Annotated in this window: 27 protein-coding genes; 3 read left to right on the top strand and 24 right to left on the bottom strand. The window is 58.9% G+C overall.

What is annotated here, in order from left to right:
- The first annotated feature begins 75 nt into the window (after positions 1 to 75).
- The 3 genes from P8S53_RS14570 to P8S53_RS14580 all read left to right on the top strand — a co-directional run bounded on the left by P8S53_RS14570 (position 76) and on the right by P8S53_RS14580 (position 3,158).
- The gene (locus tag P8S53_RS14570) at positions 76 to 330 is read left to right on the top strand and encodes a hypothetical protein (protein ID WP_277804696.1); all 255 of its coding nucleotides are present in this window, start codon (positions 76 to 78) and stop codon (positions 328 to 330) included.
- Positions 331 to 520: 190 nt separating this feature from the next.
- A complete protein-coding gene (locus tag P8S53_RS14575) occupies positions 521 to 1,897 on the top strand; it encodes an aminotransferase (RefSeq protein WP_277804697.1) in 1,377 nt (458 codons plus the stop codon).
- 79 nt (positions 1,898 to 1,976) lie between these two features.
- Positions 1,977 to 3,158 (top strand): M24 family metallopeptidase, encoded by a 1,182-nt coding sequence (locus tag P8S53_RS14580; protein WP_277804698.1) that lies wholly within the window; start codon positions 1,977 to 1,979, stop codon positions 3,156 to 3,158.
- Positions 3,159 to 3,249: 91 nt separating this feature from the next.
- On the opposite strand, the gene P8S53_RS14585 is transcribed toward P8S53_RS14580, so the two are convergent.
- The 24 genes from P8S53_RS14585 to P8S53_RS14700 form a co-directional block, all read right to left on the bottom strand.
- Positions 3,250 to 4,923 (bottom strand): ribonuclease J, encoded by a 1,674-nt coding sequence (locus tag P8S53_RS14585; protein ID WP_277804699.1) that lies wholly within the window; start codon positions 4,921 to 4,923, stop codon positions 3,250 to 3,252.
- Positions 4,920 to 5,711, bottom strand: a complete 792-nt coding sequence (locus P8S53_RS14590) for a type III pantothenate kinase (protein ID WP_277804700.1) — start codon at positions 5,709 to 5,711, stop codon at positions 4,920 to 4,922. The genes P8S53_RS14585 and P8S53_RS14590 overlap by 4 nt, the downstream gene beginning before the upstream one ends.
- An 18-nt stretch (positions 5,712 to 5,729) precedes the next feature.
- Complete coding sequence (locus P8S53_RS14595; protein ID WP_277804701.1) at positions 5,730 to 6,473, bottom strand: biotin--[acetyl-CoA-carboxylase] ligase; 744 nt, start codon at positions 6,471 to 6,473, stop codon at positions 5,730 to 5,732.
- On the bottom strand, positions 6,463 to 7,902 hold the full coding sequence (gene nuoN, locus P8S53_RS14600) for an NADH-quinone oxidoreductase subunit NuoN (RefSeq protein ID WP_277804702.1): 1,440 nt from the start codon (positions 7,900 to 7,902) through the stop codon (positions 6,463 to 6,465). The genes P8S53_RS14595 and nuoN overlap by 11 nt, the downstream gene beginning before the upstream one ends.
- 11 nt (positions 7,903 to 7,913) lie before the next feature.
- Positions 7,914 to 9,455 carry an NADH-quinone oxidoreductase subunit M gene (locus P8S53_RS14605; RefSeq protein ID WP_277804703.1) on the bottom strand — a complete coding sequence of 514 codons (1,542 nt, stop codon included), beginning with the start codon at positions 9,453 to 9,455 and terminating at the stop codon, positions 7,914 to 7,916.
- Complete coding sequence (gene nuoL, locus P8S53_RS14610; protein WP_277804704.1) at positions 9,455 to 11,419, bottom strand: NADH-quinone oxidoreductase subunit L; 1,965 nt, start codon at positions 11,417 to 11,419, stop codon at positions 9,455 to 9,457. Before nuoL ends, P8S53_RS14605 begins: the two co-directional genes overlap by 1 nt.
- Positions 11,420 to 11,423: 4 nt before the next feature.
- Positions 11,424 to 11,729 carry an NADH-quinone oxidoreductase subunit NuoK gene (nuoK, locus tag P8S53_RS14615; RefSeq protein ID WP_277804705.1) on the bottom strand — a complete coding sequence of 102 codons (306 nt, stop codon included), beginning with the start codon at positions 11,727 to 11,729 and terminating at the stop codon, positions 11,424 to 11,426.
- 68 nt (positions 11,730 to 11,797) lie between these two features.
- Positions 11,798 to 12,415, bottom strand: a complete 618-nt coding sequence (locus P8S53_RS14620; RefSeq protein WP_277804706.1) for an NADH-quinone oxidoreductase subunit J — start codon at positions 12,413 to 12,415, stop codon at positions 11,798 to 11,800.
- A 96-nt stretch (positions 12,416 to 12,511) separates the two neighbouring features.
- Complete coding sequence (gene nuoI, locus P8S53_RS14625; RefSeq protein ID WP_277804707.1) at positions 12,512 to 13,003, bottom strand: NADH-quinone oxidoreductase subunit NuoI; 492 nt, start codon at positions 13,001 to 13,003, stop codon at positions 12,512 to 12,514.
- Between the two features lie 2 nt (positions 13,004 to 13,005).
- Positions 13,006 to 14,043, bottom strand: coding sequence for an NADH-quinone oxidoreductase subunit NuoH (gene nuoH, locus P8S53_RS14630; RefSeq protein ID WP_277804708.1), 1,038 nt, complete (start codon positions 14,041 to 14,043; stop codon positions 13,006 to 13,008).
- Between the two features lie 15 nt (positions 14,044 to 14,058).
- Positions 14,059 to 14,454 carry a hypothetical protein gene (locus P8S53_RS14635; RefSeq protein ID WP_373418527.1) on the bottom strand — a complete coding sequence of 132 codons (396 nt, stop codon included), beginning with the start codon at positions 14,452 to 14,454 and terminating at the stop codon, positions 14,059 to 14,061.
- 23 nt (positions 14,455 to 14,477) lie between these two features.
- Positions 14,478 to 16,490 carry an NADH-quinone oxidoreductase subunit NuoG gene (gene nuoG / locus P8S53_RS14640; protein WP_277804710.1) on the bottom strand — a complete coding sequence of 671 codons (2,013 nt, stop codon included), beginning with the start codon at positions 16,488 to 16,490 and terminating at the stop codon, positions 14,478 to 14,480.
- A 3-nt stretch (positions 16,491 to 16,493) separates the two neighbouring features.
- Positions 16,494 to 16,952 (bottom strand): DUF5333 family protein, encoded by a 459-nt coding sequence (locus tag P8S53_RS14645; protein WP_277804711.1) that lies wholly within the window; start codon positions 16,950 to 16,952, stop codon positions 16,494 to 16,496.
- Positions 16,953 to 16,956: 4 nt separating this feature from the next.
- Positions 16,957 to 18,255: an NADH-quinone oxidoreductase subunit NuoF gene (gene nuoF, locus P8S53_RS14650; RefSeq protein ID WP_277804712.1), complete on the bottom strand. Its 1,299-nt coding sequence runs from the start codon at positions 18,253 to 18,255 to the stop codon at positions 16,957 to 16,959.
- A gap of 22 nt (positions 18,256 to 18,277) precedes the next feature.
- Positions 18,278 to 18,505 (bottom strand): DUF5337 domain-containing protein, encoded by a 228-nt coding sequence (locus tag P8S53_RS14655; RefSeq protein WP_277804713.1) that lies wholly within the window; start codon positions 18,503 to 18,505, stop codon positions 18,278 to 18,280.
- 19 nt (positions 18,506 to 18,524) lie between these two features.
- Entirely contained in the window at positions 18,525 to 19,658 is a 1,134-nt protein-coding gene (locus P8S53_RS14660; RefSeq protein ID WP_277804714.1) for an NADH-quinone oxidoreductase subunit E, read from the bottom strand.
- Positions 19,658 to 20,881, bottom strand: coding sequence for an NADH-quinone oxidoreductase subunit D (locus tag P8S53_RS14665; RefSeq protein ID WP_277804715.1), 1,224 nt, complete (start codon positions 20,879 to 20,881; stop codon positions 19,658 to 19,660). The genes P8S53_RS14660 and P8S53_RS14665 overlap by 1 nt, the downstream gene beginning before the upstream one ends.
- Entirely contained in the window at positions 20,878 to 21,486 is a 609-nt protein-coding gene (locus P8S53_RS14670; protein WP_277804716.1) for an NADH-quinone oxidoreductase subunit C, read from the bottom strand. The genes P8S53_RS14665 and P8S53_RS14670 overlap by 4 nt, the downstream gene beginning before the upstream one ends.
- A gap of 11 nt (positions 21,487 to 21,497) precedes the next feature.
- Positions 21,498 to 22,031 carry an NADH-quinone oxidoreductase subunit B family protein gene (locus P8S53_RS14675; protein WP_277804717.1) on the bottom strand — a complete coding sequence of 178 codons (534 nt, stop codon included), beginning with the start codon at positions 22,029 to 22,031 and terminating at the stop codon, positions 21,498 to 21,500.
- Positions 22,022 to 22,387: an NADH-quinone oxidoreductase subunit A gene (locus P8S53_RS14680; RefSeq protein ID WP_277804718.1), complete on the bottom strand. Its 366-nt coding sequence runs from the start codon at positions 22,385 to 22,387 to the stop codon at positions 22,022 to 22,024. The genes P8S53_RS14675 and P8S53_RS14680 overlap by 10 nt, the downstream gene beginning before the upstream one ends.
- Positions 22,388 to 22,670: 283 nt before the next feature.
- A complete protein-coding gene (locus P8S53_RS14685; protein ID WP_277804719.1) occupies positions 22,671 to 23,453 on the bottom strand; it encodes a crotonase/enoyl-CoA hydratase family protein in 783 nt (260 codons plus the stop codon).
- Positions 23,453 to 24,310 (bottom strand): hydroxymethylglutaryl-CoA lyase, encoded by an 858-nt coding sequence (locus tag P8S53_RS14690; protein ID WP_277804720.1) that lies wholly within the window; start codon positions 24,308 to 24,310, stop codon positions 23,453 to 23,455. Before P8S53_RS14690 ends, P8S53_RS14685 begins: the two co-directional genes overlap by 1 nt.
- Before the next feature lie 3 nt (positions 24,311 to 24,313).
- Positions 24,314 to 24,964 carry a glutathione S-transferase family protein gene (locus P8S53_RS14695; RefSeq protein WP_277804721.1) on the bottom strand — a complete coding sequence of 217 codons (651 nt, stop codon included), beginning with the start codon at positions 24,962 to 24,964 and terminating at the stop codon, positions 24,314 to 24,316.
- 5 nt (positions 24,965 to 24,969) lie between these two features.
- Positions 24,970 to 26,913, bottom strand: a complete 1,944-nt coding sequence (locus P8S53_RS14700) for an acetyl/propionyl/methylcrotonyl-CoA carboxylase subunit alpha (RefSeq protein ID WP_277804722.1) — start codon at positions 26,911 to 26,913, stop codon at positions 24,970 to 24,972.
- Positions 26,914 to 26,984 lie beyond the last annotated feature (71 nt).

Here is a 26,984-nt window from a genome sequence, read left to right on the forward strand (position 1 = left end):
TCCCACTTTTGCGCGACATGCTCCAAGGGATGATTTGACCTTTTCATGTGCCAACGCCTGCAATAGGCTTGGCACATGTTTACAATCGAGCATGATTTCGACGCCACAATCGTTACCCTTGTAGATGAAGGTGCCCCGCGCGAGGAAGAATTGCGCGAAGACATCGTCATCACCGCCTTTGAAGATTGCATCACCCTGCGCCAGTTCGACCCGCAACGCGATGATGATGTGGTGATCACCCTGTCACTGGTCCAGTTGCGCGATCTGGGTGCCGCGCTTGACCTGCCCGAAGGCAGCTACAGGCTGACACCGAAGGGCCGAACGCGTTAGCCGTGAATTGTGCAATTTATCGCGCTATGCGCGCCTGTTGCCGCAGTTCTGCGTTGCAGCGTCGACATCGTTTGACAAAGCTATGTCCCCTCCGGCAGGTTGGGGCCAAGACGGGGGACGAATCAGCCTCCCCGCACCCCCGACAGTGACATAGGAATGCGCCCCGTCCGGGGCAGAGAAAGGAAGTGCCATGCTTACCAATGATCAACTCAGCCAGTGGGACCGAGAGAATTTTCTGCACCCGTCGACCGCTTTTGGCCAGCATGCACGCGGGGAAAGTGCAAACCGCATCGTGAAAACCGGCAGCGGCGTTTATATCGAAGACCGCGACGGCAACCGCCTGCTGGATGCTTTCGCAGGGCTATATTGTGTCAATGTGGGCTACGGGCGCACCGAAATCGCCGAAGCCATTTCCAAACAGGCACATGAGCTGGCCTATTATCACGCCTATGTCGGCCACGGCACCGAAGCGTCGATTACGCTGGCCAAAATGGTGGCAGACCGCGCGCCCGCGCATATGAACAAGGTCTATTTCGGCCTTGGCGGGTCGGATGCCAATGAAACCAATGTCAAACTTGTCTGGTATATCCAGAATGTGCTGGGCCGCCCCGAAAAGCGCAAGATCATCTCGCGCTGGCGCGGCTATCACGGGTCGGGCCTGATTACCGGGTCACTGACAGGGTTGACGCCGTTTCACAACAAATTCGGCCTGCCCTTGGCCGAAGTGGTCCATACCGAAGCGCCTTATTATTTCCGCCGTCCGCGCAAGGACATGTCAGAGGCAGAGTTTACCGCCCATTGCGCCGCAGAACTGGAAGCGCTGATCGAACGCGAAGGTGCGGACACAATCGGGGCCTTTATCGGCGAGCCGATCCTTGGCACTGGCGGCATCGTTCCGCCGCCCGCCGGATACTGGGACGCCATTCAGGCCATTTTGAAAAAACACGACATCCTGCTGATCGCAGATGAGGTGGTAACCGGCTTTGGCCGTTTGGGCACCATGATGGGATCCACCCATTACGGGATCACGCCCGATATCATCACCATCGCCAAGGGGCTGACATCCGCCTATGCGCCGTTGTCCGGCTCCATTGTCAGTGACGATCTGTTCAAGGTGCTGGAAGAAGGCACCGACAAATTCGGGCCGTTCGGACATGGCTGGACCTATTCGGCACACCCCATCGGGGCGGCGGCGGGCGTTGCCAACCTGAAACTGGTTGACGATCTGGGTCTGGTGCAGAATTCGCGCGACACCGGCGCCTATTTCCAGCAAGCGCTGAAAACCGCACTTGGCGCGCACCGCTTTGTGGGCGATGTGCGCGGCGAAGGGTTGATGGCGGCCGTTGAATTGCAGCACGACCCCGCCACAGGGGCCGATTTTGACGCCGCCGACAAGGTCACCGCGCGCGTGGTGGGCGAAATGGCCAAGCGCAATGTCATCGCCCGCGCCATGCCACAGGGCGAGATCATAGGCTTCGCGCCACCGCTATGCATTACGCCTGCGGAAATCGATCTGGTGGTAGATGTAACCGTCGACGCGCTGAACGCTGTCACCGGCGGGCTGTAATACGTTCTGCACGCCCCTTTCCCTTGGGATCATCCGGGGGTAAGGGGCATTTTTCGCCCTGTCCAAGGTTTGTGCGCCCATGACCACCACCAACCCGAATTTCACTGATGCCGAATATGAAGCCCGTGTCGCCCTGACCCGCGCGGATATGGCCAAGCGCGGCATAGACCTGCTTGTCATCTCGGACCCGTCCAACATGAACTGGATTTCCGGCTATGACGGCTGGTCCTTCTATGTGCATCAGGCGGTTCTGCTGCCGATGGACGGGGAACCTGTCTGGTGGGGGCGCGGCATTGACGAACCGGGCGCAAGGCGCACTGTCTTCATGAAAGATGGCGCGAATATCGTGCCCTATGATGACAGCTATGTACAGAACCCGCAAAAACACACGATGGAGGCCCTGTCTGCGCTGATCATCGATCGTGGCTGGAATACCGGCTGGATCGGGGTCGAGATGGACAATTACTACTATTCTGCCGCCGCCCATCAAACATTGCTGAACCATCTGGGGGATGCACGTTTTGTCGATGCAACAGGGTTGGTGAATTGGCAACGGCTTGTCAAATCAGACTCCGAATTGCTGTATATGCGCCGCGCCGCGCGTATTGTGGAACGCATGCATCAGGTTATTCTGGATGTGGCCGAACCGGGAATGCCCAAAAACATGCTGGTGGCGGAAATCACCCGCGCGGGCATTCAGGGCGCGGACGGACAATGGGGCGACTATCCCGCCATTGTGCCCATGGCGCCCTCGGGCCTCGACGCGACGGCTGCACATCTGACTTGGGATGACCGCCCCATGCGCGCGGGCGAAGCCACCTTTTTCGAAATCGCAGGCGTGCACCGGCGCTATCACTGCCCGCAATCGCGCACGCTGTTTTTCGGGACCGTGCCGGACCTTTATCGCCGTGCCGAAGAAGCGGTGCTGGAAGCCACCGAAGCAGGGCTGGCCTATTGCCGCCCCGGCGCGCGCGCCGAAGATGTGGCGATTGCGTTCAATGTCACCCTGAACAAGAAGGGGTTTGAAAAGGACAATCGCTGCGGCTATTCCGTAGGCCTAAGCTATCCGCCCGACTGGGGCGAGCGCACATTGTCGTTGCGCAGCGGTGCCATGACCGAACTGAAGCCGGGCATGGTGCTGCATTTCATGCCCGCGCTTTGGCTTGAAGATGGTGGACTGGAAATTACCGAACCTGTCCTGATCACAGAAAACGGGCCGGAATTGCTGTGCGCCACCCCACGAGAGATCTTCGTGAAATAGCCGCCCTATCCCGGCGCGCCCTGCCCCTGGGCCTGGCTTTCATTCTGGTTCAAATATCCAAACACCAAGGTTGCGGGTATTTGCCCCCGTGTCAGTCGTTCATAAGGCGGCTGACAACGATGGTGACTTCCGGCTTCTTGCCGATCTCTTCCATGGTGACCTGACGCACCAACCGGCGCAGGCCGTCATTCAGCTTGTCATCATCGGCCAGCGTCTTGGCACCGGCGCGTTGCAGGTATTGCGCCAGTTCTTCCTCGATAATCTCGTTCAGGGGCTGTCCGCCTTTGCCTGTCGGGCGCAATCCCACGATTTCGGCCCATGGATCACCCAGCACATCATCATCTTCGTCAAGGATAAGCGTCACGAACACATGCCCGCCAATGGCCATGCGAATGCGGTCGCGCACAACGCCGTCCATCGCGCCAATCATGCGGCTGCCGTCCAGATAGACACGGCCGGTGTCAACCTCGTCCACCAGAACGGGTGCGGCACCTGTCAGATCGACCACAGAACCGTTCGGCACCACCATGGATTGCATCCCGCGCGAAATGGCCAGTTTCGCATGTTCGTGCAACATGCGGTGCTCACCATGCACCGGGATCAGAATTTGCGGCTGAATCAGATCATGCATCGCTTCCAGATCGGGGCGGTTGGCGTGGCCCGACACATGATACAGGCGTTCTGAATTATCCAGAACGTCAACACCCATTTGCGAAAACGCATTCACCACGCGCCCGACTTCGCGTTCATTTCCCGGAATCGTCATGGATGAAAACAAGAAGGTATCACCTTCCTTCATGTTCAGCCCCATATAGGTGCCGCGCGCCAGTTGCGCCGATGCAGCACGGCGTTCCCCCTGACTGCCTGTCACAATCAGCAACAGGTTTTCGCGTGGAACGTCCTTTGCCGCCTCGGGGCTGATGGTGGGCGGGAAATCCTTCAGGATGCCCGCTTCAGTTGCCACCTGCGTCATGCGCAGCATGGCCCGCCCCATAAGGCAGACAGACCGCCCCGCTTCATGCGCTGCCACCGCCAGCGTTTTCAGCCGCGCCACGTTCGATGCAAATGTCGTGGCAACAACCATGCCACGCGCATCACGCATCAACTGGCCAATCGGGTCGGTCAATGTGGCCTCGGACCGGCCTGCGTGTTTGTTCATTACATTGGTGCTGTCACATAGCAGCGCCTTGACGCCGCTGCGCCCGATCTGTGCCAGCAATTCGGGGTCATGCGCCTCGCCCACGCCGGGGGTGCGGTCGGCCTTGAAATCCCCCGAATGCACAACACGGCCCGCGGGGGTGTCGATGACCACGCCGGACGCTTCGGGCAGCGAATGCGCCACCGGAAAGAACTGCACCCGAAACGGACCAAGTTCCAGCGCTTCGGGGGCCTTGCCCACTGTGATCACCTGTTCGGGGTCCTGACCGGCATCCTGCATTTTCAGACGTGCAATCCGCGCGGTGAAATCACGCGCATAGACCGGAACCTTCAGCTTGTGCCACAACTGGCCGACGGCACCGACATGGTCTTCATGCGCGTGGGTGATGATTATCCCTTCCAGACGGTCGCGGCGGTCTTCCAGCCAGCGCAGGTCGGGCATGATAAGGTCCACGCCGGGGCTGGTCCCCATATCAGCGAAGGTCACACCCAGATCCACAAGGATCAGGCGTTCGCGCCCTTTTGGCCCATAGCCGAAGACATAGGCATTCATGCCCACCTCGCCTGCGCCACCAAGGGGAAGATAGATCAGCCTGTCCTTGCTCATGCCCGCTCCTGTATACTGCTGTTGGCCTTGTTATAGTCGTATATGACGCAAAGGCCATGTAATGTCAGATCATCCTCGACCGTGTCAAACAGCGTTTGCGCCTGTGCGAACAGCGGCGCAAGCCCGCCGGTGCCGATTATTTTCATCGGTCGGCCATATTCCGCGCGAATGCGCGCCGTTATCCCTTCGATCAGGCCGATATAACCCCAGAACACGCCCGACTGCATGCAGGTGACGGTATCGGTGCCAATCACCTTGTCGGGACGCGAAATGTCGACATGCGGCAGGGCCGCCGCGCCCTGATGCAGCGCTTCCAGCGACAGGTTCACCCCCGGAGAGATGACCCCCCCCACATAGGCCCCGTCATGTGCCACCACATCGAAATTCGTGGCGGTGCCAAAATCCACCACCACCACATCGCCACCATGCCGGTCAAACGCGCCTGCGGCATTGGCCAGCCGGTCCGGGCCGGGGCGCACCCCTTCGTCCACACGCGGGGGCACGGGCAGCAGGCAATCGGGTTTGCCGACCACCAGCGGGCGACACCCGAAATAGCGGTCGCACAGCACGCGCAGGTTGAACACCACGCGCGGCACGGTCGATGATATGATGACACCCTTGATGTCCAGCTTCACACCCTTGATATTCATCAAGGTCGACAGCCAGACATAGTATTGATCGGCGGTGCGCGTGGCTTCGGTCGATGTGCGCCATGTCGCCAGAAACTGCGTGCCATCCCAGACAGCGAAGACTGTATTTGTGTTTCCACAATCAATGGTCAGAAGCATGGCACGGCCCTTTCGCGTTCAAAAAAACACATCCGCAGCAGGGATCGCGCGCCGCCCTTGTGCTGTGCGCAGCATCAACGCCCCTGTTGCATCAATGCCTTCAAATGTGCCCTCATAGCTGTCTGTAACAGTTCGCGCGACAATGCGTTCCCCAAGCCGTGCGGCGCTGTTCATCCACGCCTGACGGATTGCAGCGAACCCGTAGGTGACAAGCTGATGTTCCCATTTTGCATAGGCTGGCGCCAGAACATCAAGGAATTCTTCGGGGGACGTGGCAATGCCGGTTTCCGACATCAGGCTGACGGGCCGTAGTGCGCCATCTTCCGCATCCGGCGCGTGCAGCAGGTTGACGCCAATCCCGATTGCCAGATGGCTGACCTGCGCACCCTGCCCGACACTTTCCAGCAAGATCCCTGCCAGTTTGCCCCCGTTCAGCAGCACATCATTTGGCCATTTCAACGCAAAACTTTCAGGCCGCGCCGTGACCGTTACCAACGCATCATGCAAGGCCAACGCGGCAACGAAAGACCGCAATGCCACCTGATCAGGCGGGCCGCCGGGGCGGGTGACATAGGTGGCCGCGAAATTGCCTGTCTGGTCGTGCCAGTCACGCCCGCGCCGTCCGCGCCCCTGTGTCTGGCGCAATCCCAATATCCAGCAGGGACCGGAAAGGCCGGACGCCATGCGCGCGGCCTCGGCGTTGGTGCTGTCGGTTTCTGGCAGAACGCGGCGCCCTACCCCCTCGGGCCAGTTATTTGACAAGGGCTTCTGCCGCAAGTGCCGCCATACCCTCAATCCCGAACAGGTTGATGACGCCCAGAACCATCAATGCCGCCGACGCAACCAGCAACGTTGCCTGAACAGGCGCACGCACACTGTCCAGCGGTTCCGTGGTTTCGCCGAAATACATGAAATAGACGATGCGCAGATAGTAGAACGCCCCGATAACCGAGGCGACAACGCCCGCAACCGCCAGCCATGTCATCCCCGCCTGAACAGCCGCCCACAACACATAGAACTTGCCGAAGAAGCCAACCAGCGGCGGCACACCTGCAAGGCTGAACATCAGCACCAGCAGTGCCAACGCGCGCAATGGCTCTGCCTTGGAATACTGGCGCAGACTGTCAATATCGGTGACAGGCTTGCCATCGCGCGACATGGTCAGAATGAACGCGAAGACACCAATATTCATGGTGACATAAATCGCCATATAGACCAGCATCCCCTGCACGCCCTGCGCCGTGCCCGCGGCCAGACCGACCAGCGCAAAGCCCATATGCGTGATGGACGAATAGGCCATAAGGCGTTTGATGTCGCGCTGGCCAATAGCCGCGATGGACCCCACGAACATGGACGCAACCGCCAAAAACGCGACAATCTGCGACCAGTCACCGGGCACCACCCCGAAGGCTTCGTGCACGACACGCGCAACCAGTGCCATGGCCGCCACTTTCGGTGCGGTGGCAAAGAACGCGGTCACAGGCGTGGGCGCACCTTCATAGACATCGGGCGTCCACATGTGGAAGGGAACCGCCGACACCTTGAACGCCAGCCCCGCCAGCATGAACGCCATCCCCATCAACAGCCCGACAGACATGCCGTCGGTTGAAATGGTGCTGATGATACCTGCGAACAACGTAGTGCCTGCATAGCCATAGGTCAGCGACGCACCATACAGCAACAGCCCCGATGCCAGCGACCCAAGGATAAAGTATTTCAGGCCCGCTTCGGTGGACCGCGCGGAATCGCGGTTCATGGTCGCCACGACGTAAAGCGCCAGCGATTGCAATTCCAGCCCCATATACAGCGCGATCAGGTCGCCCGCCGACACCATCAGCATCATGCCGACAACCGACAGCGCAATCAGGATGGGGTATTCAAACCGCAACAAACCGCGCGCCAGCATGTAGGATTGCCCCATCACCATGACAACTGCCGCCGACAGCAGCACGATCATCTTGGAGAATTGCGCAAACGGGTCGGAAATATACATTCCGTTAAAGGCCGTCTGAACCTCCAGGCCCTGCGCGCCGGAATACAGTGCCAACAGAACCATAAGCGCTGCCGTTGCCCACAAGATGGGTTCGGCCAGCTTGTCCTTGCCGCCATAGACACCCACCATCAGCGCGGCCATTGCATAAAGTGCAAGGACGATCTCTGGCAGGGCTGTGTAAAGATCAGCTCCGATCATTGCGGGACCTTTCAGTTCTGTGCCAGCTGGGATGCAGCTTCATATGCCTGCAACGCCAGCGAATGCCCTTCGACCAATGCCGAAACCGAAGGGCCAATAATATCAGTGATAAGCGCGGGATAGATGCCAAGGATCAGCGTCATCGCAATCAGCGGCACAATCAGCGCTTTCTCGCGGCGGTCCATATCCTTGATGCCTTTCAGGGATTCCTTGATCAGCTCGCCCATGACCACGCGGCGGAACAACCACAGCGCATAGCCCGCAGACAGGATGACCCCGGTTGCCGCAAACAGCGCCACCCAGGTGTTAACCTGAAACACCGCCATGAATGTCAGGAATTCACCCACGAAACCCGATGTGCCCGGCAGGCCGACATTCGCCATGGTGAACAGCAAGAACACTGCCGCATAGACCGGCATGCGGTTGATAAGCCCGCCATAGGCCGCGATTTCGCGTGTATGCATCCGGTCATAAATGACCCCCACCGACAGGAACAAGGCGCCCGAAATAAACCCGTGGCTGATCATCTGGAAAATCGCGCCATCAACGCCCTGTTGGTTGGCTGCGAAAATACCCATCGTCACAAACCCCATATGCGCAACCGACGAATAGGCGATCAGCTTCTTCATATCGGTCTGCATCAGCGCGACAAGGCTGGTATAGACAATCGCAATCGCAGACAGCCACAGCACCAGTGGCGCGAATATATCACTGGCGACAGGGAACATGGGCAGCGAGAACCGCAAGAACCCGTAGCCCCCCATCTTCAGCAGCACCGCCGCCAGCACAACCGACCCCGCGGTGGGTGCCTGAACATGCGCGTCAGGCAGCCATGTATGCACTGGCCACATCGGCATTTTGACAGCAAAGGACGCGAAGAAGGCAAGCCACAGCAGCGTTTGCATACCGCCGATCACCTGCCAGCCCATCAGGCTGAAGGTTTCGGTGCTGAACTGATGTTCCAGCAGCGCGGGAATGTCCGTGGTGCCCGCATCGACATACATCGCGATCATGGCAACCAGCATCAGAACCGACCCAAGGAAGGTATACAGGAAGAACTTGAACGCCGCGTAAATGCGTTCCTTGCCGCCCCAGATGCCAATGATCAGGAACATCGGGATAAGGCCCGCCTCGAAGAACAGGTAGAACAGCACCAGATCCAGCGCCGTGAATACGCCGATCATCAGCGTTTCCAGCAACAGGAACGCGATCATGTATTCCTTGACGCGGTGCGACACATTCCAGCATGCGCCAATCGTGATGGGCATCAGGAAGGTTGTCAGCATCACGAACAGGATCGAGATGCCATCCACCCCCATCTTGTAGGTGAAGCCCATGATCCAGTCGTGTTCTTCCACAAACTGGAAGCCGGTGTCTTGCGGGTCAAACCCCACCAGCAGGATAAGCGAGGCCGCGAACGTGGCCAATGTGGCAATCAACGCCACCCATTTTGCATTGTTTTGCGCCGCTTCATCTTCGCCGCGCAGGAAAATCGCCAGAATGGCGGCTGCGATGGCAGGGGTGAAGGTGATAATCGACAGCAGGTTCAGCATTACTGCGCCCCCCCCGCCAGTGTGACATAGGTAACGATCACGACAATCCCCAGAACCATTGCGAATGCATAATGATAGACATAGCCCGACTGCGCGCGGCCAGCGATGCGCGTGATGAACGGAATGATGCCCATGGCCAGACCGTTGATGCCACCGTCAATGACCTTGCCATCGCCTTTTTTCCACAGGAACGTCCCCACAGCCTTGGCCGGACGCACGAACAGAAAGTCATAGATTTCGTCGAAGTACCATTTGTTCAGCAAAAACTGATAGGCCCCCGGGAAGGTCTCGGCCAGGCGTTTCGGCAGGGACGTGTCACGGATATAGAACATCCACGCCAGCCCCAGCCCCAGCGCCATAGCGATGAAGGGCGATACCTTCACCCAGGCCGGCACATAATGCGCCTGTGTGACCAGATCATTGCCTTCGGCCATGAAGATGGCCGCGCCGAAATAGTCGCGCACCTGATCGGTGGACCCAAAGAAGGGTCCATAGAACACCATCCCGGCCAGCACCGACCCTATGGCCAGAACCGCAAGCGGCACCAACATCACCAACGGGCTTTCATGCGCATGTTCATGCGTGTGCTTGTCCCCGCGCGGGGTGCCCCAGAAGGTCAGGAACATAAGCCGCCAGCTGTAGAAACTGGTCATGAAGGCCGCAAACACCAGTATCCAGAACGCATAGGTGGTGCCCGACGCGAATACGGATTCAATAATGGCATCCTTGGACACGAAACCCGCAAAGCCGATGGTTGTCAGCGGAATGCCCACACCGGTTATCGCCAGCGTCCCGATCAGCATGGCCCAGAACGTCATCGGCAGCTTGTCTTTCAGCCCGCCATAATTGCGCATGTCCTGTTCGTGGTGCATGCCGTGAATAACCGACCCTGCGCCAAGAAACAGCATTGCCTTGAAAAACGCATGCGTCAGCAGGTGGAACATGGCCACCGAATAGACGCCCACACCGGCGGCCACAAACATGAAGCCCAGTTGCGAGCATGTGGAATAGGCGATGACGCGCTTGATGTCGTTCTGCACCAGACCGACAGTTGCCGCAAACAGCGCCGTCATGGCCCCGATCAGCACGATAAACGCCATGACCTGCGGGGCATATTCCATCAGCGGCGACATGCGCGCGACAAGGAACACACCGGCGGTGACCATGGTTGCCGCGTGGATCAGTGCGGATACGGGCGTCGGCCCTTCCATCGCGTCGGGCAACCATGTGTGCAGGAACAGCTGCGCCGATTTGCCCATCGCGCCCACAAACAGCAGGAATGCAATCAGATTGGCCGCGTTCCAGTCTGTCCACAAGAAGCTGACGGTGGTTTCCGCCAGCATGGGCGCTGCGGCGAACAGATCGTCATATTGAATGGAATCGACCAGCAGATAGATCGCCATCAGCGCAAGGATCAGCCCCATATCGCCCACGCGGTTGACGATAAACGCCTTCATCGCGGCAGCGCCCGCGCTTTGCTTGCGGAAATAGAAACCGATCAGCAGATATGACGCCAGACCAACCCCTTCCCAGCCAAAGAACAACTGCACAAGATTGTCGGCTGTCACCAGCATCAGCATGGCAAAGGTGAACAGCGACAGATACGCGAAAAAGCGCGGGCGGTAGCTTTCGTTATCCTTGAAATTGTCGTCATGCGCCATGTAGCCGAAGCTGTACAGATGCACGAGCGCGGACACGGTGGTGATAACAATCAACATCACAGCCGTCAGCCGGTCCAGCCGGATGGCCCAGTCGCCCACCAGCGACCCGCTGTCGATCCAGCGCATCAGCGTGATTTGCTGAACACCGCCATCATGGCCCAGAAAGATAACCCATGACAAAAACGCCGACAGAAACAAAAGCGCCGTCGAGATGATCTGCGCAGGGCGTTCCCCGATCACGCGCCAGAACAGCCCCGCGATGATGGCCCCCAGAAGTGGCGCAAAAAGAACCGTTACTGCCATGGGATCAGCCTTTCATCACATTGACGTCTTCGACGTCGATCGTGCCACGGGTGCGGAAGAAGCACACCAGAATGGCAAGCCCGATCGCGGCCTCGGCGGCGGCGACAGTCAGCACGAACAAGGTGAACACCTGACCCACCAGATCATTCAGGAAGCTGGAAAAGGCGACCAGATTGATATTCACCGACAACAGCATCAATTCAATCGACATCAGAATGATGATGATATTCTTGCGGTTCAGAAATATCCCGAAAATGCCGATGACGAACAGCGCCGCGGCCACGGTCAGGTAATGTTCCAGTCCAACCATTCGGTTCCCTCGTTCCGTATGTGCGGGGCCGCTTGCTGGCCCTCGTTATCGGTTGTCCCTTGCGGGCCTTAACCCAGCCCCTGGCCGGGTTTCACGTCTTTCAACTCCAGCGCCTTGGCAGGATCGCGGTGCATCTGTGCAATGACATTCTGGCGTTTCACATCCTTGCGGTGGCGCAGTGTCAGAACAATCGCCCCGATCATGGCAACCAGCAAAATCAGCGCTGCCACCTGAAACAGCAGGAAATACTGATCATAAATGATCATCCCCAATGCCTTGGTGTTGTGCATTTCCGCCAGGTCAGGCGTGGGTGCCTGACGCAGATCGCTTGCGCCTGCGGCTTCCTGCCATGAGCCGAACAGCAACGCCATTTGCATCAACAGCACAATGCCCACGATGCTGGCAATCGGGAAATACCGTGCCATTTCCCCTTTTAGCGCTGCGAAATCAACGTCCAGCATCATGACGACGAACAAAAACAACACCGCAACCGCGCCGACATAAACAATGATCAGCAACATGGCCAGAAATTCCGCGCCAAGCAGCACGAACATGCCCGCAGCAGACAGGAATGTCAGAATAAGCCACAGCACCGAATGCACGGGATTGCGCGCAATGGTGACCAGAAACCCGGCACCCAGCAAGGTCACCGCGAATGCGTAGAATGTGATATCGGCAATACCCATGTCCCTCGGGTTCCCTTTTCCTTGTCGCGGGCGGCGTGTCGCGCCCATCGCCTTTTGCACAGCGCAATGCCGGAAACGGTCCGGCACCGCCACCCCTTAACGGTATGGCGCGTCGATTTCCAGATTGCGCGCAATCTGCGCTTCCCAGCGCTCGCCATTCGCCAGCAGTTTGTCCTTGTCGTAAAACAACTCTTCGCGCGTCTCGGTTGCGAATTCGAAATTCGGCCCCTCGACAATGGCATCTACGGGGCACGCTTCCTGACAGAACCCGCAATAGATGCATTTGGTCATATCAATGTCGTAGCGCGTTGTGCGGCGTGATCCGTCATCGCGGGGTTCGGCATCAATGGTGATGGCCTGCGCCGGGCAGATCGCTTCGCACAGCTTGCATGCAATGCAGCGTTCCTCGCCATTCGGGTAACGGCGCAGGGCGTGTTCGCCGCGAAAACGCGGGCTAAGCGGGCCCTTTTCATGCGGATAGTTGATCGTCGGCTTGGGCGCCACAAAATATCGCATGCCCAGCCCGAAGCCTTTGATGAAATCGGTCATCAGCGTGTATTTTATTGCACGCCCCCAATCCATACCCATGATCAGCCTCCAATCGTCCAACGGGCCCAGAACGCGCCCATGACTTCGAATTTCGCAAGGAACGACACAAGGACCACCCATGCCAGCGACAATGGCAAAAACACCTTCCAGCCAATGCGCATCAGCTGGTCATAGCGGTAGCGCGGCACGATGGCCTTTACCATGGCGAACATGAAGAAGAAGAACGCCATCTTCAGGAACATCCAGTGGAACCCGTCCGGCAGGCCCGGAATGGGCGACAGCCAGCCGCCAAAAAACAGCAGCGACAGCAGCGCGCACATCAGGAAGATGGCAATATATTCGCCCGCCATGAACAGCAGGTATGGGGTCGATCCGTATTCCACCATGAAACCCGCCACCAGTTCGGATTCCGCTTCGGGCAAATCAAAAGGCGGGCGGTTGGTTTCCGCAAGGCAGGAGATGAAGAACAACACAACCATCGGCAAATGCGGCAACCAATACCACCCCAGCGCGCCCCAGCCTGTGTCCTGTGCGGCAACGATATTGCCGAAATTCATGCTGCCGGTGGAAATGATGATCCCGATGATGATCAGACCCAGCGACACTTCATAAGAAATCATCTGTGCCGCAGACCGCAATGACCCAAGGAACGCGTATTTGGAGTTCGACGCCCAGCCGCCCATGATCACGCCGTAAACTTCCAGACTGGCAATCGCGAACACAAACAGGATGGCCACGTTGATATCCGCCAGCACCCAGCCATCGTTGAAGGGAATGACAGCCCATGCCAGAACCGCCAGAACAAAACTTAGCAGGGGCGCCAGAAAATACACCGGCCGGTCAACGCCCGCCGGAATAACCACTTCCTTGACTACGAATTTAAGCGCATCCGCAAAGGTCTGCATCAGCCCCCAGGGGCCGACAACATTGGGACCGCGCCGCAACTGCACTGCGGCCCAGATTTTGCGGTCGGCATAGACCAGAAAGATAAGACTAATCATCACGAAGCCAATCACCAACAGTGATTGTGCCATGATCAGCACGGTGATCCCTAGTCCGGTTTCCAGAAATTCAGCCATTCGTCCCTCTATTCCTCAGACTGTGGGAATGCCCTGTTCGTGGCAATCCTCGACGATCACCTCTGCGTCCATGTTGCGCAGACCAAGCGGCAGATCCGGCGAGATGGTGTAAACCCCATCCGCCTGCCATATGCCAGCGGATTGCGTTGCATTTGTCCTGACATGGCGCGCAAAACTGTATCCGCGGATCAGCGTGTATTGTGCAGCGGCGCAGCGGGTATAGGCGATGACGTCCTCGCGCCCGCGCGCGCCGTCCATGCGCACCACAAAACTGACCAGATCGCCATCCAGCAAGCGGGTCTGCACGCCCAGATATTGCGCATCCGGTGGCGGCGACATTGGCGCGCGCACCCGTTCTTCGTTGCCACACGCCATCAACCCGCCCGACAGGGCAAGGGTGACAACCGGCATATGAAGGATGCGCAACACTCATGTCACTCCGCAGCTAACCGGGACTGGCCGCGCGCTTTGGCCATGGCCGACAATTCGGCCATAAGGCTGGATGCGCGCGCAATCGGGTTGGTCAGGTAGAAATCATCAACAGCATAGCGGAAATCGGCCTTGCCCAGCGATTTGGCCGCAATCGGTTGCCAGTCGTTTTCGGGCACGATGTCGATATCACCAAGATGCGGCATGGCCCCCGACAACTGCTTGCGCAGCGCGCCAATGGTGTCAAACGGCAAGGTTGCGCCCAGTTCTGCCGACAGGGCACGGATGATCGCCCAGTTTTCCTTGGCCTCGCCCGGTGCGAACCCCGCGCGCAGCGCCAATTGCGGACGCCCTTCGGTGTTGACAAAAATTCCCGGTTCTTCGGTATAGGCGGCAGCGGGCAGAATAAGATCAGCGCGGTGCGCGCCGCGGTCGCCATGGCTGCCCTGATAGATAACAAAGGCCCCTGCGGCGATGTCGATTTCATCGGCACCAAGGTTATAGATCACATCGGCATCTTTGGTGGCGGCGTCCAGCCCGCCTTCGGTCACGCAGCCAATATCCATGGCCCCCACGCGGCTTGCGCCCGTGTGCAGAACCAGCAACCTGCCACCGGCCTTTTCGGCCAATGCCATGGCCTGGGCCAACACCGCTTCGCCATCAGCTTCGCGCAGGGCACCTTGGCCTATGATAACCAAGGCTTCCGTGTCATCGGATTTCGCGGATTTGACCAGTTTTTCCACTGCGGCACGGTCTGTGCCACCTTCGATCACGTCATAGGTCAGATCGATGGCAGGGCCCACGCGGGTAATATCTGCACCGGCCAGCCATGCCTTGCGGATGCGTGCGTTCAAAACCGGCGCCTCGGCGCGGGGGTTCGTGCCAATCAGGTAGATACGTTTTGCGTGGTCAATATCTTCGATTGTCGCGGACCCGACATAGGCAGACCGGTTGCCCGCAGGCAGTTTCGCGCCGTCGGTGCGGCATTCCAGCGTGCCCCCCTGCCCTTCGACCAGCAGTTTCAGCGCATAGGCAGCTTCGACCGACGCCAGATCACCAATCAGGCCCGCAACCTTCTTGCCTTTGATCGCGTTTGCGGCGGCTTCAAGGGCTTCGGGCCAGGTGGCAGGGCGCAGCTTGCCATTCTCGCGGATATAGGGGCGGTCAAGGCGCTGGCGTTTCAGCCCGTCCCAGACATAGCGCGACTTGTCCGACAGCCATTCTTCATTCACGCCATCGTGGTTGCGCGGCAGAATACGCATGACTTCGCGGCCCTTGGTGTCCACACGAATGCTGGACCCCAGCGCATCCATCACGTCGATGGTTTCGGTCTTGGTCAATTCCCACGGGCGCGCCGTGAAGCTGTAGGGTTTGGATACCAGCGCACCAACGGGGCACAGGTCCACGATATTGCCCAGCAGTTCCGATTCAACCAGCGCCCCCAGATAGGTAGTGATTTCGGCATCTTCGCCGCGACCGGTCTGGCCCATCACGGTTTGCCCCGCCACTTCGGTGGTGAAGCGCACACACCGCGTGCATGAAATGCAGCGTGTCATATGGGTTTCAACCAGTGGCCCCAGCTGCATGTCTTCGCTGGCGCGTTTGGGTTCGCGGTAGCGCGAGAAATCGACGCCATAAGCCATGGCCTGATCTTGCAGGTCACACTCGCCACCCTGATCACAGATCGGGCAATCCAGCGGGTGGTTGATCAGCAGGAATTCCATCACCCCTTCGCGGGCTTTTTTGACCATGGGACTGTTAGTCTTGATCACCGGCGGCTGGCCTTCGGGGCCGGGGCGCAGGTCACGCACCTGCATGGCGCAGCTTGCCGCAGGTTTGGGCGGACCGCCCACCACTTCGACCAGACACATGCGGCAGTTGCCCGCAATCGACAGGCGTTCATGATAGCAAAAACGTGGCACTTCAACACCGGCCAGTTCACAGGCCTGAATCAGCGTCATGGAAATGGGCACTTCGACTTCACGCCCGTCGATGATGATCTTGCGAAGGTCTGACATGTGTTATCTCTCCCGCAATCTGCGGCCAAGTGCGGAACGGTCGGCCATTTCGGCACGCGCATAGGTGCAGACCGCCTGCGTGTTCGACGGGTCGACACCCGCCTGGATAAGAAAGCCATCGACAACGCCTTGCAGGCGTTCCTGTTCGGTTTCATCGTCCACGAAGGCTTCGATCTGGGCACGCGTAAACCCCATGCCACGCGCCCGATTGTACAGCCCCATAAAGAATGTCACCCGTTGCAGACGGTTTGGCCCCTGCAAGTCGGGACAGGAATCGACAATGTGCTTGATCAGTGCGGCCGTAAACAGCCCGTTATAGACATCGGCATTGCCGCGCAATGCGGCGTTTATATCGGCCTGCGGCATGGCATCGGCACGAACCGGACTGGCCAGAACCACGGCAATGCCCAAAGCGGCCAATGCCGGTTTTGCCATGCTTGCGATTGAAACAAAGGGGGTCATGCGTCTACTCCGCCGCCACTTGGACTGTCGCACCACGTTTCTGCGCCTTGATCCGGTCCACGATTTCATCGCGGAAATTGCGGATCAGGCCCTGAATCGGCCACGCCGCCGCATCGCCCAGTGCGCAGATGGTATGCCCTTCGACCTGCTTGGTGACATCCCACAGCATGTCAATTTCCTCGACCTCTGCCTCGCCGCGGACAAGCCGGTCCATGACGCGCATCATCCAGCCCGTGCCTTCGCGGCAGGGCGTGCACTGGCCGCAGCTTTCGTGCTTGTAGAATGCCGACAGCCGCCAGATGGCCTTGATGATGTCGGTCTGCTTGTCCATGACAATAACCGCAGCCGTGCCCAGACCAGAGCGCAGGTCTTTTTGCAAATAGTCATAATCCATGATCGCGCTGCGCATGTTTTCCCCACGGACACAAGGCACGGATGAACCACCCGGAATGACCGCTTGCAAATTGTCCCAGCCACCGCGAATGCCGCCGCAGTGCTTTTCGATCAATTCCTCGAACGAGATCGACATGGATTCTTCTACGACACAGGGTTTATTGACGTGGCCCGATATTGCGAAAATCTTCGTGCCCGCATTGTTCGGGCGCCCGAAACTGGAAAACCACGCACCGCCGCGACGCAAAATCGTCGGCACGACGGCAATCGATTCAACGTTGTTCACGGTTGTCGGGCAGCCATACAAGCCAGCACCCGCAGGAAAGGGCGGCTTCATCCGTGGCATACCCTTCTTGCCTTCAAGGCTTTCCAGAAGGGCGGTTTCTTCGCCGCAGATATAGGCCCCCGCGCCGTGATGCAAAAACAGGTCGAAATCCCAACCGGACCCGCAGGCGTTTTTGCCAATCAATCCGGCGTCATAGGCCTCATCAATGGCATTTTGCAGCGCTTCGCGTTCGCGGATATATTCGCCACGGATATAGATATAGCAGGTATGCGCGTTCATCGCGAAACTGGCGATCAGACATCCTTCGATCAAAGTATGCGGATCATGACGCATGATCTCGCGGTCCTTGCAGGTGCCGGGTTCGGATTCGTCAGCATTGACCACCAGATACGCTGGCCGTCCGTCACTTTCCTTGGGCATGAAAGACCATTTCAGGCCAGTCGGAAAACCCGCACCACCACGCCCGCGCAGGCCCGATTGTTTCATCTCGTCAACAATCCAGTCGCGGCCCTTTTGCAGAATGGTCTTGGTCCCATCCCAATGGCCGCGCGCAATCGCCCCCTTGAGCGAGCGGTCATGCATGCCGTAAAGATTGGTGAAGATGCGATCCTGATCGTCAAGCATGATCTTTACCCTTGTCTGCGCGTCACTTGTCGCGCTTGCCTTGCCGCCAGATGCGGAATGTTACGATCAACGCCCAGGCAAACCCTGCCAGCGCTGCGAAATCTATCAAGAATGCGTAGCGTGGATCCCAGCCGAATTCGCGCCCCATCCATCCCAAAACGACCCAAGCCACGATCGCCGCAGCCATGACTGCGCCCGCAAGCCGTGCTTGCCGGGCCAGAGCCATGTCGCGAGGGGAAGGTTTTGCCATTCACTTTCATCCTGCTGCACTACTTGGCGCGTTTGGAAAATTCAGTCTCGCCGCCTTCGGCAAGAATCTTGGCCTGTTCTATCCAGCCATCGCGTTCAATCCGGCCCTTGAATTTCAGCCGCTCATCCACCCATACCACATCATCATCGGTCCATGCGGCGACCTGCCAGAAATGGAATACGCCCAGATCATTCAGCACGCCTTCAAGTTTGGGGCCAACGCCTTTCAGCTTCTTCAGGTCATCTGCCTTGCCCTTGGGCGCCTTCAGCATTTCGGGCTGCGCGTCTGCCGCTTTGGCCCCTTTTGCTGCGGGCTTCGGGTTGCCCTTTTTGGTGGCCTGCGCTTCTTGTTTGGACACGCCGGTTTCATCCACAGGTGTGGACAATGCGGGTTTCGGCTCATGGTCCTTGATGGTCTTGGCCGTGACCTTGCGTTTGCTTGCCTTGGCGGGTTTATCCTGCCACGGCGTCAGCAACGGCACTTCGGTCCCGTCGATGCGCTTGATCGTATCGCCATGGCGCGTGGCCAGTGCGACCGACCCGTTCTGCGCCTCCCCGGTGTAATCGGTCAACGTGGTTGCCCCACCCAGCGGTTCGGATGCAAAGCGCCCGTTTTGCGGCCCGGCGGTCGGCACCTTGCCAGCGGCCAGATCATCAATCAGTTGCGCGAAGTTTTCCGCCGTCAGATCCTCGTAATAGTCCTTGCCGATCTGAACCATAGGTGCATTCGCGCAGGCCCCAAGGCATTCAACTTCTTCCCAGCTGAACTTGCCATCTGCCGACAACATATGCGCGCGGGGTGCAATTTTCGCTTTGCACACTTCTATCAGCTTTTCAGCGCCACAAATCATGCAAGACAGCGTGCCGCAGACCTGAAAATGCGCAACAGACCCGACAGGCTGCAACTGGAACATGAAATAGAATGTCGCCACTTCCAGCGCGCGGATATAGGCCATGCCCAGCATATCGGCGATATGTTCAATCGCAGGGCGCGTCAGCCAGCCTTCTTGTTCCTGCGCGCGCCATAATAGCAGGATGATAGCCGAAGCCTGACGGCCTTCGGGGTATTTGGTGATCTGTGCTTCCGCCCAGGCCTGATTGGCGGGCGTGAAAGCGAAGGAGGCGGGTTGTTCTGGGTGCAGGCGGCGCAGCATTAGCGGTCAATCTCTCCGAACACCACATCCATGGTGGCGATAATGGCGGCCACATCGGCCAGTTGGTGCCCTTTGGCGATATGGTCCATGGCTTGCAGATGCAGATAGCCCGGCGCGCGCAGTTTTGCACGATAAGGTTTATTGGTGCCATCCGCGACCAGATAGACCCCGAATTCGCCCTTGGGCGCTTCGACCGCAGCATAAACTTCGCCTGCGGGAACGTGGAACCCTTCGGTGTACAGCTTGAAATGATGAATCAATGATTCCATCGATGTCTTCATTTCCGCGCGCGGTGGCGGGGTAATCTTGCCGCGTGCCAGAATGTCACCCTGCCCTTCAGGGGCGCGCAGTTTTTCGATGGCCTGCAAGATGATCTTCGTGCTTTCGCGCATTTCTGCCATGCGCACCAGATAGCGGTCATAGCAGTCGCCATTCTTGCCCACGGCAACCTTGAAATCGAATTCATCATAGCATTCATAGGGCTGCGCGCGGCGCAAATCCCATGCAAGGCCCGAGCCACGCACCATCACGCCCGAAAAGCCCCAATCCAGCGCTTCTTGTTCGGACACGACACCAATATCGCAGGTGCGCTGCTTGAAAATACGGCTTTCGGTCAGCAACCCGTCGATATCGTCCAGCACCTTGGGAAACACATGCGCCCAGGATTCGATGTCGTCCAGAAGCGCGGGCGGTAAATCCTGATGCACACCACCGGGGCGGAAATAAGCCGCGTGCAGCCGTGCCCCGCAGGCGCGTTCATAGAAAATCATCAGTTTCTCGCGCTCTTCAAACCCCCACAGGGGCGGCGTCAGCGCGCCGACATCCAAGGCACCTGTGGTGACGTTCAGCAGGTGGCTAAGGATACGCCCGATTTCGCTGTAAAGCACGCGGATCAAGGACGCGCGGCGTGGCACCTGCACGCCCGTCAGCCGTTCAATGGCCAGACACCATGCGTGTTCCTGATTCATCGGGGCCACATAATCCAGCCGGTCGAAATACGGCAGATTCTGCAAATATGTGCGGCTTTCCATCAGCTTTTCGGTGCCACGGTGCAAAAGCCCGATATGGGGGTCGCAGCGTTCCACAATTTCGCCGTCCAGTTCCAGAACCAGACGCAGCACACCATGCGCAGCAGGGTGCTGCGGGCCGAAGTTGATGTTGAAATTACGGATCTTCTGCTCGCCCGTCTGGGCGTCGTCAAAACCTTTGGAGCCGTCCATCATGTCGCAGCCTCCTTCTTCTCGTCACCGGGAAGAATGTAATCAGCCCCCTCCCAGGGGGACATGAAATCAAACTGCCGATATTCCTGCACCAGTTGCACGGGTTCATAGACCACGCGCTTCAGCGCCTCGTCATAGCGCACTTCAGTGTAGCCGGTGGTCGGAAAATCCTTGCGCAGCGGATGCCCGCGAAACCCGTAATCTGTCAGGATACGGCGCAAATCCGGGTGGCCGGAAAACAGGATGCCGAACATATCGAACACTTCACGTTCGAACCAGTTGGCACTTGGGTGAATGTCGATGATGGAGGGGACAATTTCCTGCTCGCCCACCTCGACCTTCAGGCGGATGCGGTGATTGCGATACATCGACAAGAAATGATACACCACATCGAAGCGCTTGCGCCGACCGGGCCAGTCTATTGCCGTGATGTCCACCAGCGTTGAAAAACGCATATTCTCATCACTTTGCAGGAAACGCACCAGCTGGGGCAGCTGCGGCAGCGTGGTGATAACCGTCAATTCGCCAAAAGCGGTTTCATGGCTGACAACCGCATCGGCCATGCGCAGTTCAAGTTGACCGGCCAGTTCTTTCAATGCATCCGACATATGCCGACCCCTTACCTGACCAATGTGCCCGTTCGGCGGATCTTGCGCTGCAATTGCATGATTCCATACAACAGCGCTTCTGCCGTGGGTGGGCAGCCGGGCACATAAATATCCACCGGAACAATGCGGTCACACCCACGCACAACCGAATAGCTGTAATGGTAGTATCCGCCACCATTGGCGCAAGACCCCATCGAGATAACATAACGCGGCTCTGGCATCTGGTCATAGACCTTGCGCAGCGCGGGCGCCATCTTGTTGGTCAGCGTGCCAGCCACAATCATAAGGTCGGACTGGCGCGGGGTTGCACGCGGGGCCGTGCCAAAGCGTTCCACGTCATAGCGCGGCATGGCGACATGAATCATTTCCACAGCGCAGCAGGCCAGACCGAATGTCATCCAGTGCAAGGAGCCGTTGCGCGCCCAGTTGATGACATCTTCGGTCGAGGTCAGCAAAAACCCCTTATCCTGCAATTCGCGGTTCAGCGACTGTGTGGCAACTTCGCGATCCGCGCCTGCGGTGTTCGCCCCTGTCATCACTCCCATTCCAGCGCCCCCTTCTTCCATTCATAGGCAAAGCCGACTGTCAGCACGCCCAGAAACATCATCATTGACCAGAACGCCGTCATCGACATTTCGGAAAACGCCACGCCCCACGGGAACAGAAACGCTATCTCCAGATCGAAGATAATGAACAGAATTGCCACCAGATAGAATCGGACATCGAACTTCATGCGCGCATCATCGAATGCGTTGAACCCGCATTCATAGATGGACACTTTTTCGGGGTCGGGGTTGCGCACTGCGATGATTATAGCTGACAAAAGCAGCACCAATCCAAGCACAACAGCGATTCCAAGAAAAATCAGAATGGGCAGGTAGGATGCAAGTAGATCTTCCACCTTTGGCTCCTTTTTCGCGCGGGAAGAGAGGCACCCTCAGGGCCGCTGGCCTCCTGAACCGCAACTTGGCTGCCCTTCCTCTACTCCTGTAGAGCGATGGGGTCAACCAAAGGCGCACCGCCATTACCGGAAAAAACCTTGCATTGAATACTATTGCATACCGCCTATGCAGGCGGTCACAGGATTCCGGCAAACCACGCGGTTCAATGCATGAAAAAGCCTTGGGGACCTGACCCTGCCCCCGTCATACCAAGTCATGCCAAAGCGGTGCTAAAGGCGTGGATCACCCCTGCCAATCCGGTTTGCGGCGGTCAAAAAATGCATCAATCCCTTCATGTGCTTCGGGCGATTGCCACGCAGATACCAGTTCCTTGATGGAATGATCTACCGCATCAGGGGCCACATTGCCCCCGAGTCGCTGCGCAAGCGCCTTGGCCCGCGCCACCGCCCCCGGCGCACAGGCCAGATAGGGGGTCACTTCTGCGTCCGTCGCGGCATCCAGATCCTGCGGTGCCACCGCATGCGCCAGCAGCCCCAGCGTCACCGCTTCGCCGGCCCCGAAAATGCGCGCCGACATGAACACACGCCGCGCCATAGCCTGCCCCATACGCGCCAGAACATAAGGGCCAATGGTCGCCGGAATCAGCCCCAGACGGGTTTCTGTCAGCCCGAATTTGGCACCCTGAACCCCGATGGCCACATCACACACGGCCATCAGCCCGACACCACCGCCAAAAGCCTGCCCCTGCACCCGCCCGATCAGGGGTTTGGGCATGCCGTTCAGCGCCCCCAGCATATCGGCCAGTTTGCGGGCCTCGGCGGCGCGGGTTGCGTTATCGGCGCGCATCTGGTCCTGCATCCAGCCCAGATCGCCGCCTGCGCAAAAGCTTTTGCCAGCGCCGGTCAGGACCACAACGCGCACGCGGTCATCCGCAGATAGTTGCGCGGCGGCCTTGGTCAGGTCAGCAATCATCTGCGCAGACAAGGCATTGTGCTTGTCAGGGCGGGCCAGTGTCAGCGTTGCAACCCCGCGCGCATCTGTTTCAATGGTGATGGTTTCAAACATCAGACCGGTCCTTTTCGCATGCTGTGTGCCATCTGCGCCGCATCTTGCAACATATCGCGGTCCAGTCCGGTGTCCCAGCCCCGCGCTACCAGCCAGTCATGCACCGCTTCTGTCGCGACATTGCCCGACGCCCCGGGCGCATAGGGGCACCCGCCAAGACCGCCCACAGCCGCATCAAACACGCGCAGGCCAGCTTCAAGCGATACGTCGATATTTTCCAGCGCCCGCCCGGCGGTATCATGGAAATGCCCCGCCAACCGGTCGGCAGGCATGTCACACAACACCGCGTCCAGCATGGCCGCGATCCGGTCTGGCGTGGCGCGGCCAAGGGTGTCGCCAAGACTGATTTCATAGCACCCCATGTCGCGCAGTGCCGCCACCACGCGCACCACATCGTCAGGCGGAACAGGGCCATCAAAGGGACAATCGGTCACACAAGACACATAGCCCCGAACGGGAATTCCCGCCCCCAGCGCGGCTTTTGCGACTGGCGCGAAGCGTTCCAGACTTTCAGCAACCGAACAATTCAGGTTTGCACGGCTGAATCCATCGGACGCTGACCCAAAAATTGCCACTTCATCCGCACGGGCGTTTCTTGCGGCTTCAAACCCGCGCATATTGGGGACAAGCGCCGCATAGCGCACACCATCCGCACGGGCAATCTGCGCAAGAACATCTGCGGAATCAGCCATTTGTGGCACCCATTTCGGGCTTACAAAACTGGCAACCTCTATGCGCCGGAACCCTGCACGGCTTAGGCAATTCACCAGCGCAACCTTGTCCGGCGTCGGGATCAGGTGCTTCTCGTTTTGCAACCCGTCGCGCGGACCAACTTCGAATATTTCAACATTCGCCATTTTCTACCCCTCTGGCGGCGCATAGAAGTCTTGCGTATAAATCTGCGCGGCCCCATCCTTGGCAAGGGCGCGCTGAAAGGCTGGGCGCGCCGCAATCAGGTCCGCATATTGCGCCGCACCATCCGGCAGCGTTACAAACCGGCGCGCCATCCATACCGCATATCCGATAGCAATATCAGCCACGGTGAAGTCCCCGTTCACCCAATCAGGCCCGATGGCGCGCAGGGCATTTTCCAGCCGTGCCGCCTCCAGCCGCATGACCGTGGGCGACCGCATCCAGTCTTCGCGCAAGACGATATGATGTTGGGTCAGATTGGCCAGAAGCGCGCCAAGGGTTTCGGCATAATGCAGGCCTTGCAAGAATGCAGCGCGACCCGCCGCCCCTTCGGGCACACGCAGATGCGGCGCGCGGCTTTCCGCCAGATATAGCAAAATCGCGCCGCTTTCGCACAAGGATTGCCCGTCCACTTCGATCGCGGGCACCCGTCCGGCAGGCGAGCGCCGCAGATGATCAGCATCCCGCAAGGACCGGTCAAAGAAACTGCACGGAATCAGATCATACGCCGCGCCAATTTCTTCCAGCACCCAAAGCACGCGAAAAGACCGCGACTGCGCGACATGCCACAGCCGGATGATGGCATCGTTCCCATTCATTGACCTCAGCCCTCCTCCTGCTGCTCTTGTAGCTGGACCAACGGGGTGCCTGCGGCAACCTGCGCACCCGGTTGCACCAGAACTTCCGCAATAACGCCAGCGCGCGCGGCAACCAGCGTGTGTTCCATCTTCATGGCCTCCAGCACCACCAGCCGCGCAGCCTTGTCCACAGTGTAGCCTGCCGCAACAAACACCGCCTTGACCAGCCCCGGCATGGGCGCAAGCACCACATCGGCCCCTGCGCCAAGCGCTTCTTGCCGCGACAGCGGATCAACCAGTCCAAGGATACGCGGCGTTGCACCAAATAAATGGACATGCCCCGCAATGGCGCGTGCACGAACCCAAGCACCCGCTACATGAAAGCCCTGCGCACCCGCATTGACGGCGAATTCATCCCCACCGACAGTCACAATAGCCCGCAGCGGCCCGGTCACCGCAATACGCAGGTCATGGGCATCCGTGCCATCCATCAAGGACACATCCTGCCAGATCGGCCCTGTCAAACTGAACCCCGCAAGCGGGTCCGACAGCCCGTCCAGCCCGATCACACAAGCCGCAGCAACGGCCAGTTCCTGACCTGTCAGGTCCGGCTCACGGGTCAGGCTGGTGATGTTGCGTTCAATCAGGCCGGTATCCATATCGCCGCTGCGAAAGGCTGCATCGCGCGTCAATGCCCCCAGAAAGGCCAGATTGGTAACCGCGCCCGCCACTTCGGTGGCAGCCAATGCGCGTTCCAGACGCTTCAGCGCAATCGCGCGGCTTGCGCCATGGGTAACAAGCTTGGCAATCATCGGATCATACCACGGGCTGATCTCATCGCCCGCGCGCACACCGGAATCACTGCGCGCAGTATCAGGGAAATGCAGATGCGACAGCCGCCCTGTTGCGGGCAAGAACCCCGCAGGCACATCTTCTGCATAAAGCCGCGCCTCGAACGCGTGACCGGTGATCGACAGATCCTGCTGGCGCAACGGCAACCCCTCGCCCGCGGCAACGCGCAATTGCCATTCCACCAGATCAACGCCGGTGATCGCTTCGGTGACAGGGTGTTCAACCTGCAAGCGCGTGTTCATCTCCATGAACCAGAACCCGTCAGGGCGCAGGCCATCGCTGCCGTCAACAATGAATTCCACCGTGCCCGCGCCCGCATAGCCAATCGCACGGGCCGCGCGCACCGCCGCCTGCCCCATGGCCGCGCGCATTTCGGCGGTCATGCCGGGGGCCGGGGCTTCTTCGATGACTTTCTGATGCCGCCGCTGAAGCGAGCAGTCGCGTTCGAACAGATGCACCGCATCCACACCGTCACCAAAAACCTGCACTTCGATATGACGCGGCTTCGTGATGTATTTCTCGACCAGAACCGCATCATTTCCAAAGGCGGTCGCGGCCTCTCCTTTCGCGCTTTCAAGGGCATCCATGAAATCAGCGGGCGCATTCACCAGCCGCATGCCCTTGCCACCGCCACCCGCCACAGCCTTGATCAGCACCGGATAACCTATGGCCTCCGCCGCGCCCGCCAGATGCGCGGGGCCTTGATCTGCGCCGTGATAGCCCGGCACGACCGGCACACCCGCCTTATGCATCAGCGCCTTGGCCGCATCTTTCAACCCCATCGCGCGGATCGCACTGGCCGAGGGGCCGATGAACACCAGCCCTGCTGCGGTGACCGCATCGACGAAATCGGGGTTTTCGGACAGGAACCCATAGCCCGGATGAATGGCCTGCGCGCCAGTTTCCAGTGCTGCGCGAATGATGACATCACCACGCAAATAACTGTCGCGCGGTGCAGGCCCGCCGATATGGATGGCCTGATCCGCCAGTTCCACATGCAGCGCCTGCGCATCCGCATCGGAATAAACCGCAACCGTGCGCACCCCCATGGAGCGGGCTGTGCGGATAATGCGGCAGGCGATTTCACCGCGATTGGCAATCAGGATTTTGTCAAACATCTCTCAGCATCCCTTTACGGTGGCAAGGGGGCGCTGCCCCCATCGCCTGACGGCGATCCCCCCGGAGTATT

Origin of the sequence: Roseinatronobacter sp. S2, assembly GCF_029581395.1 — a bacterium.
Lineage (GTDB): Bacteria > Pseudomonadota > Alphaproteobacteria > Rhodobacterales > Rhodobacteraceae > Roseinatronobacter.

Coding starts and splice junctions, on each gene's coding strand:
- P8S53_RS14570 (WP_277804696.1), top strand. CDS start 76: ATGTTTACAATCGAGCATGATTTCGACGCCACAATCGTTACCCTTGTA.
- P8S53_RS14575 (WP_277804697.1), top strand. CDS start 521: ATGCTTACCAATGATCAACTCAGCCAGTGGGACCGAGAGAATTTTCTG.
- P8S53_RS14580 (WP_277804698.1), top strand. CDS start 1,977: ATGACCACCACCAACCCGAATTTCACTGATGCCGAATATGAAGCCCGT.
- P8S53_RS14585 (WP_277804699.1), bottom strand. CDS start 4,923: ATGAGCAAGGACAGGCTGATCTATCTTCCCCTTGGTGGCGCAGGCGAG.
- P8S53_RS14590 (WP_277804700.1), bottom strand. CDS start 5,711: ATGCTTCTGACCATTGATTGTGGAAACACAAATACAGTCTTCGCTGTC.
- nuoN (WP_277804702.1), bottom strand. CDS start 7,902: ATGATCGGAGCTGATCTTTACACAGCCCTGCCAGAGATCGTCCTTGCA.
- P8S53_RS14605 (WP_277804703.1), bottom strand. CDS start 9,455: ATGCTGAACCTGCTGTCGATTATCACCTTCACCCCTGCCATCGCAGCC.
- nuoL (WP_277804704.1), bottom strand. CDS start 11,419: ATGGCAGTAACGGTTCTTTTTGCGCCACTTCTGGGGGCCATCATCGCG.
- nuoK (WP_277804705.1), bottom strand. CDS start 11,729: ATGGTTGGACTGGAACATTACCTGACCGTGGCCGCGGCGCTGTTCGTC.
- P8S53_RS14620 (WP_277804706.1), bottom strand. CDS start 12,415: ATGGGTATTGCCGATATCACATTCTACGCATTCGCGGTGACCTTGCTG.
- nuoI (WP_277804707.1), bottom strand. CDS start 13,003: ATGGGTATGGATTGGGGGCGTGCAATAAAATACACGCTGATGACCGAT.
- nuoH (WP_277804708.1), bottom strand. CDS start 14,043: ATGGCTGAATTTCTGGAAACCGGACTAGGGATCACCGTGCTGATCATG.
- P8S53_RS14635 (WP_373418527.1), bottom strand. CDS start 14,454: ATGCCGGTTGTCACCCTTGCCCTGTCGGGCGGGTTGATGGCGTGTGGC.
- nuoG (WP_277804710.1), bottom strand. CDS start 16,490: ATGTCAGACCTTCGCAAGATCATCATCGACGGGCGTGAAGTCGAAGTG.
- P8S53_RS14645 (WP_277804711.1), bottom strand. CDS start 16,952: ATGACCCCCTTTGTTTCAATCGCAAGCATGGCAAAACCGGCATTGGCC.
- nuoF (WP_277804712.1), bottom strand. CDS start 18,255: ATGCTTGACGATCAGGATCGCATCTTCACCAATCTTTACGGCATGCAT.
- P8S53_RS14655 (WP_277804713.1), bottom strand. CDS start 18,505: ATGGCAAAACCTTCCCCTCGCGACATGGCTCTGGCCCGGCAAGCACGG.
- P8S53_RS14660 (WP_277804714.1), bottom strand. CDS start 19,658: ATGCTGCGCCGCCTGCACCCAGAACAACCCGCCTCCTTCGCTTTCACG.
- P8S53_RS14665 (WP_277804715.1), bottom strand. CDS start 20,881: ATGATGGACGGCTCCAAAGGTTTTGACGACGCCCAGACGGGCGAGCAG.
- P8S53_RS14670 (WP_277804716.1), bottom strand. CDS start 21,486: ATGTCGGATGCATTGAAAGAACTGGCCGGTCAACTTGAACTGCGCATG.
- P8S53_RS14675 (WP_277804717.1), bottom strand. CDS start 22,031: ATGGGAGTGATGACAGGGGCGAACACCGCAGGCGCGGATCGCGAAGTT.
- P8S53_RS14685 (WP_277804719.1), bottom strand. CDS start 23,453: ATGTTTGAAACCATCACCATTGAAACAGATGCGCGCGGGGTTGCAACG.
- P8S53_RS14690 (WP_277804720.1), bottom strand. CDS start 24,310: ATGGCGAATGTTGAAATATTCGAAGTTGGTCCGCGCGACGGGTTGCAA.
- P8S53_RS14695 (WP_277804721.1), bottom strand. CDS start 24,964: ATGAATGGGAACGATGCCATCATCCGGCTGTGGCATGTCGCGCAGTCG.
- P8S53_RS14700 (WP_277804722.1), bottom strand. CDS start 26,913: ATGTTTGACAAAATCCTGATTGCCAATCGCGGTGAAATCGCCTGCCGC.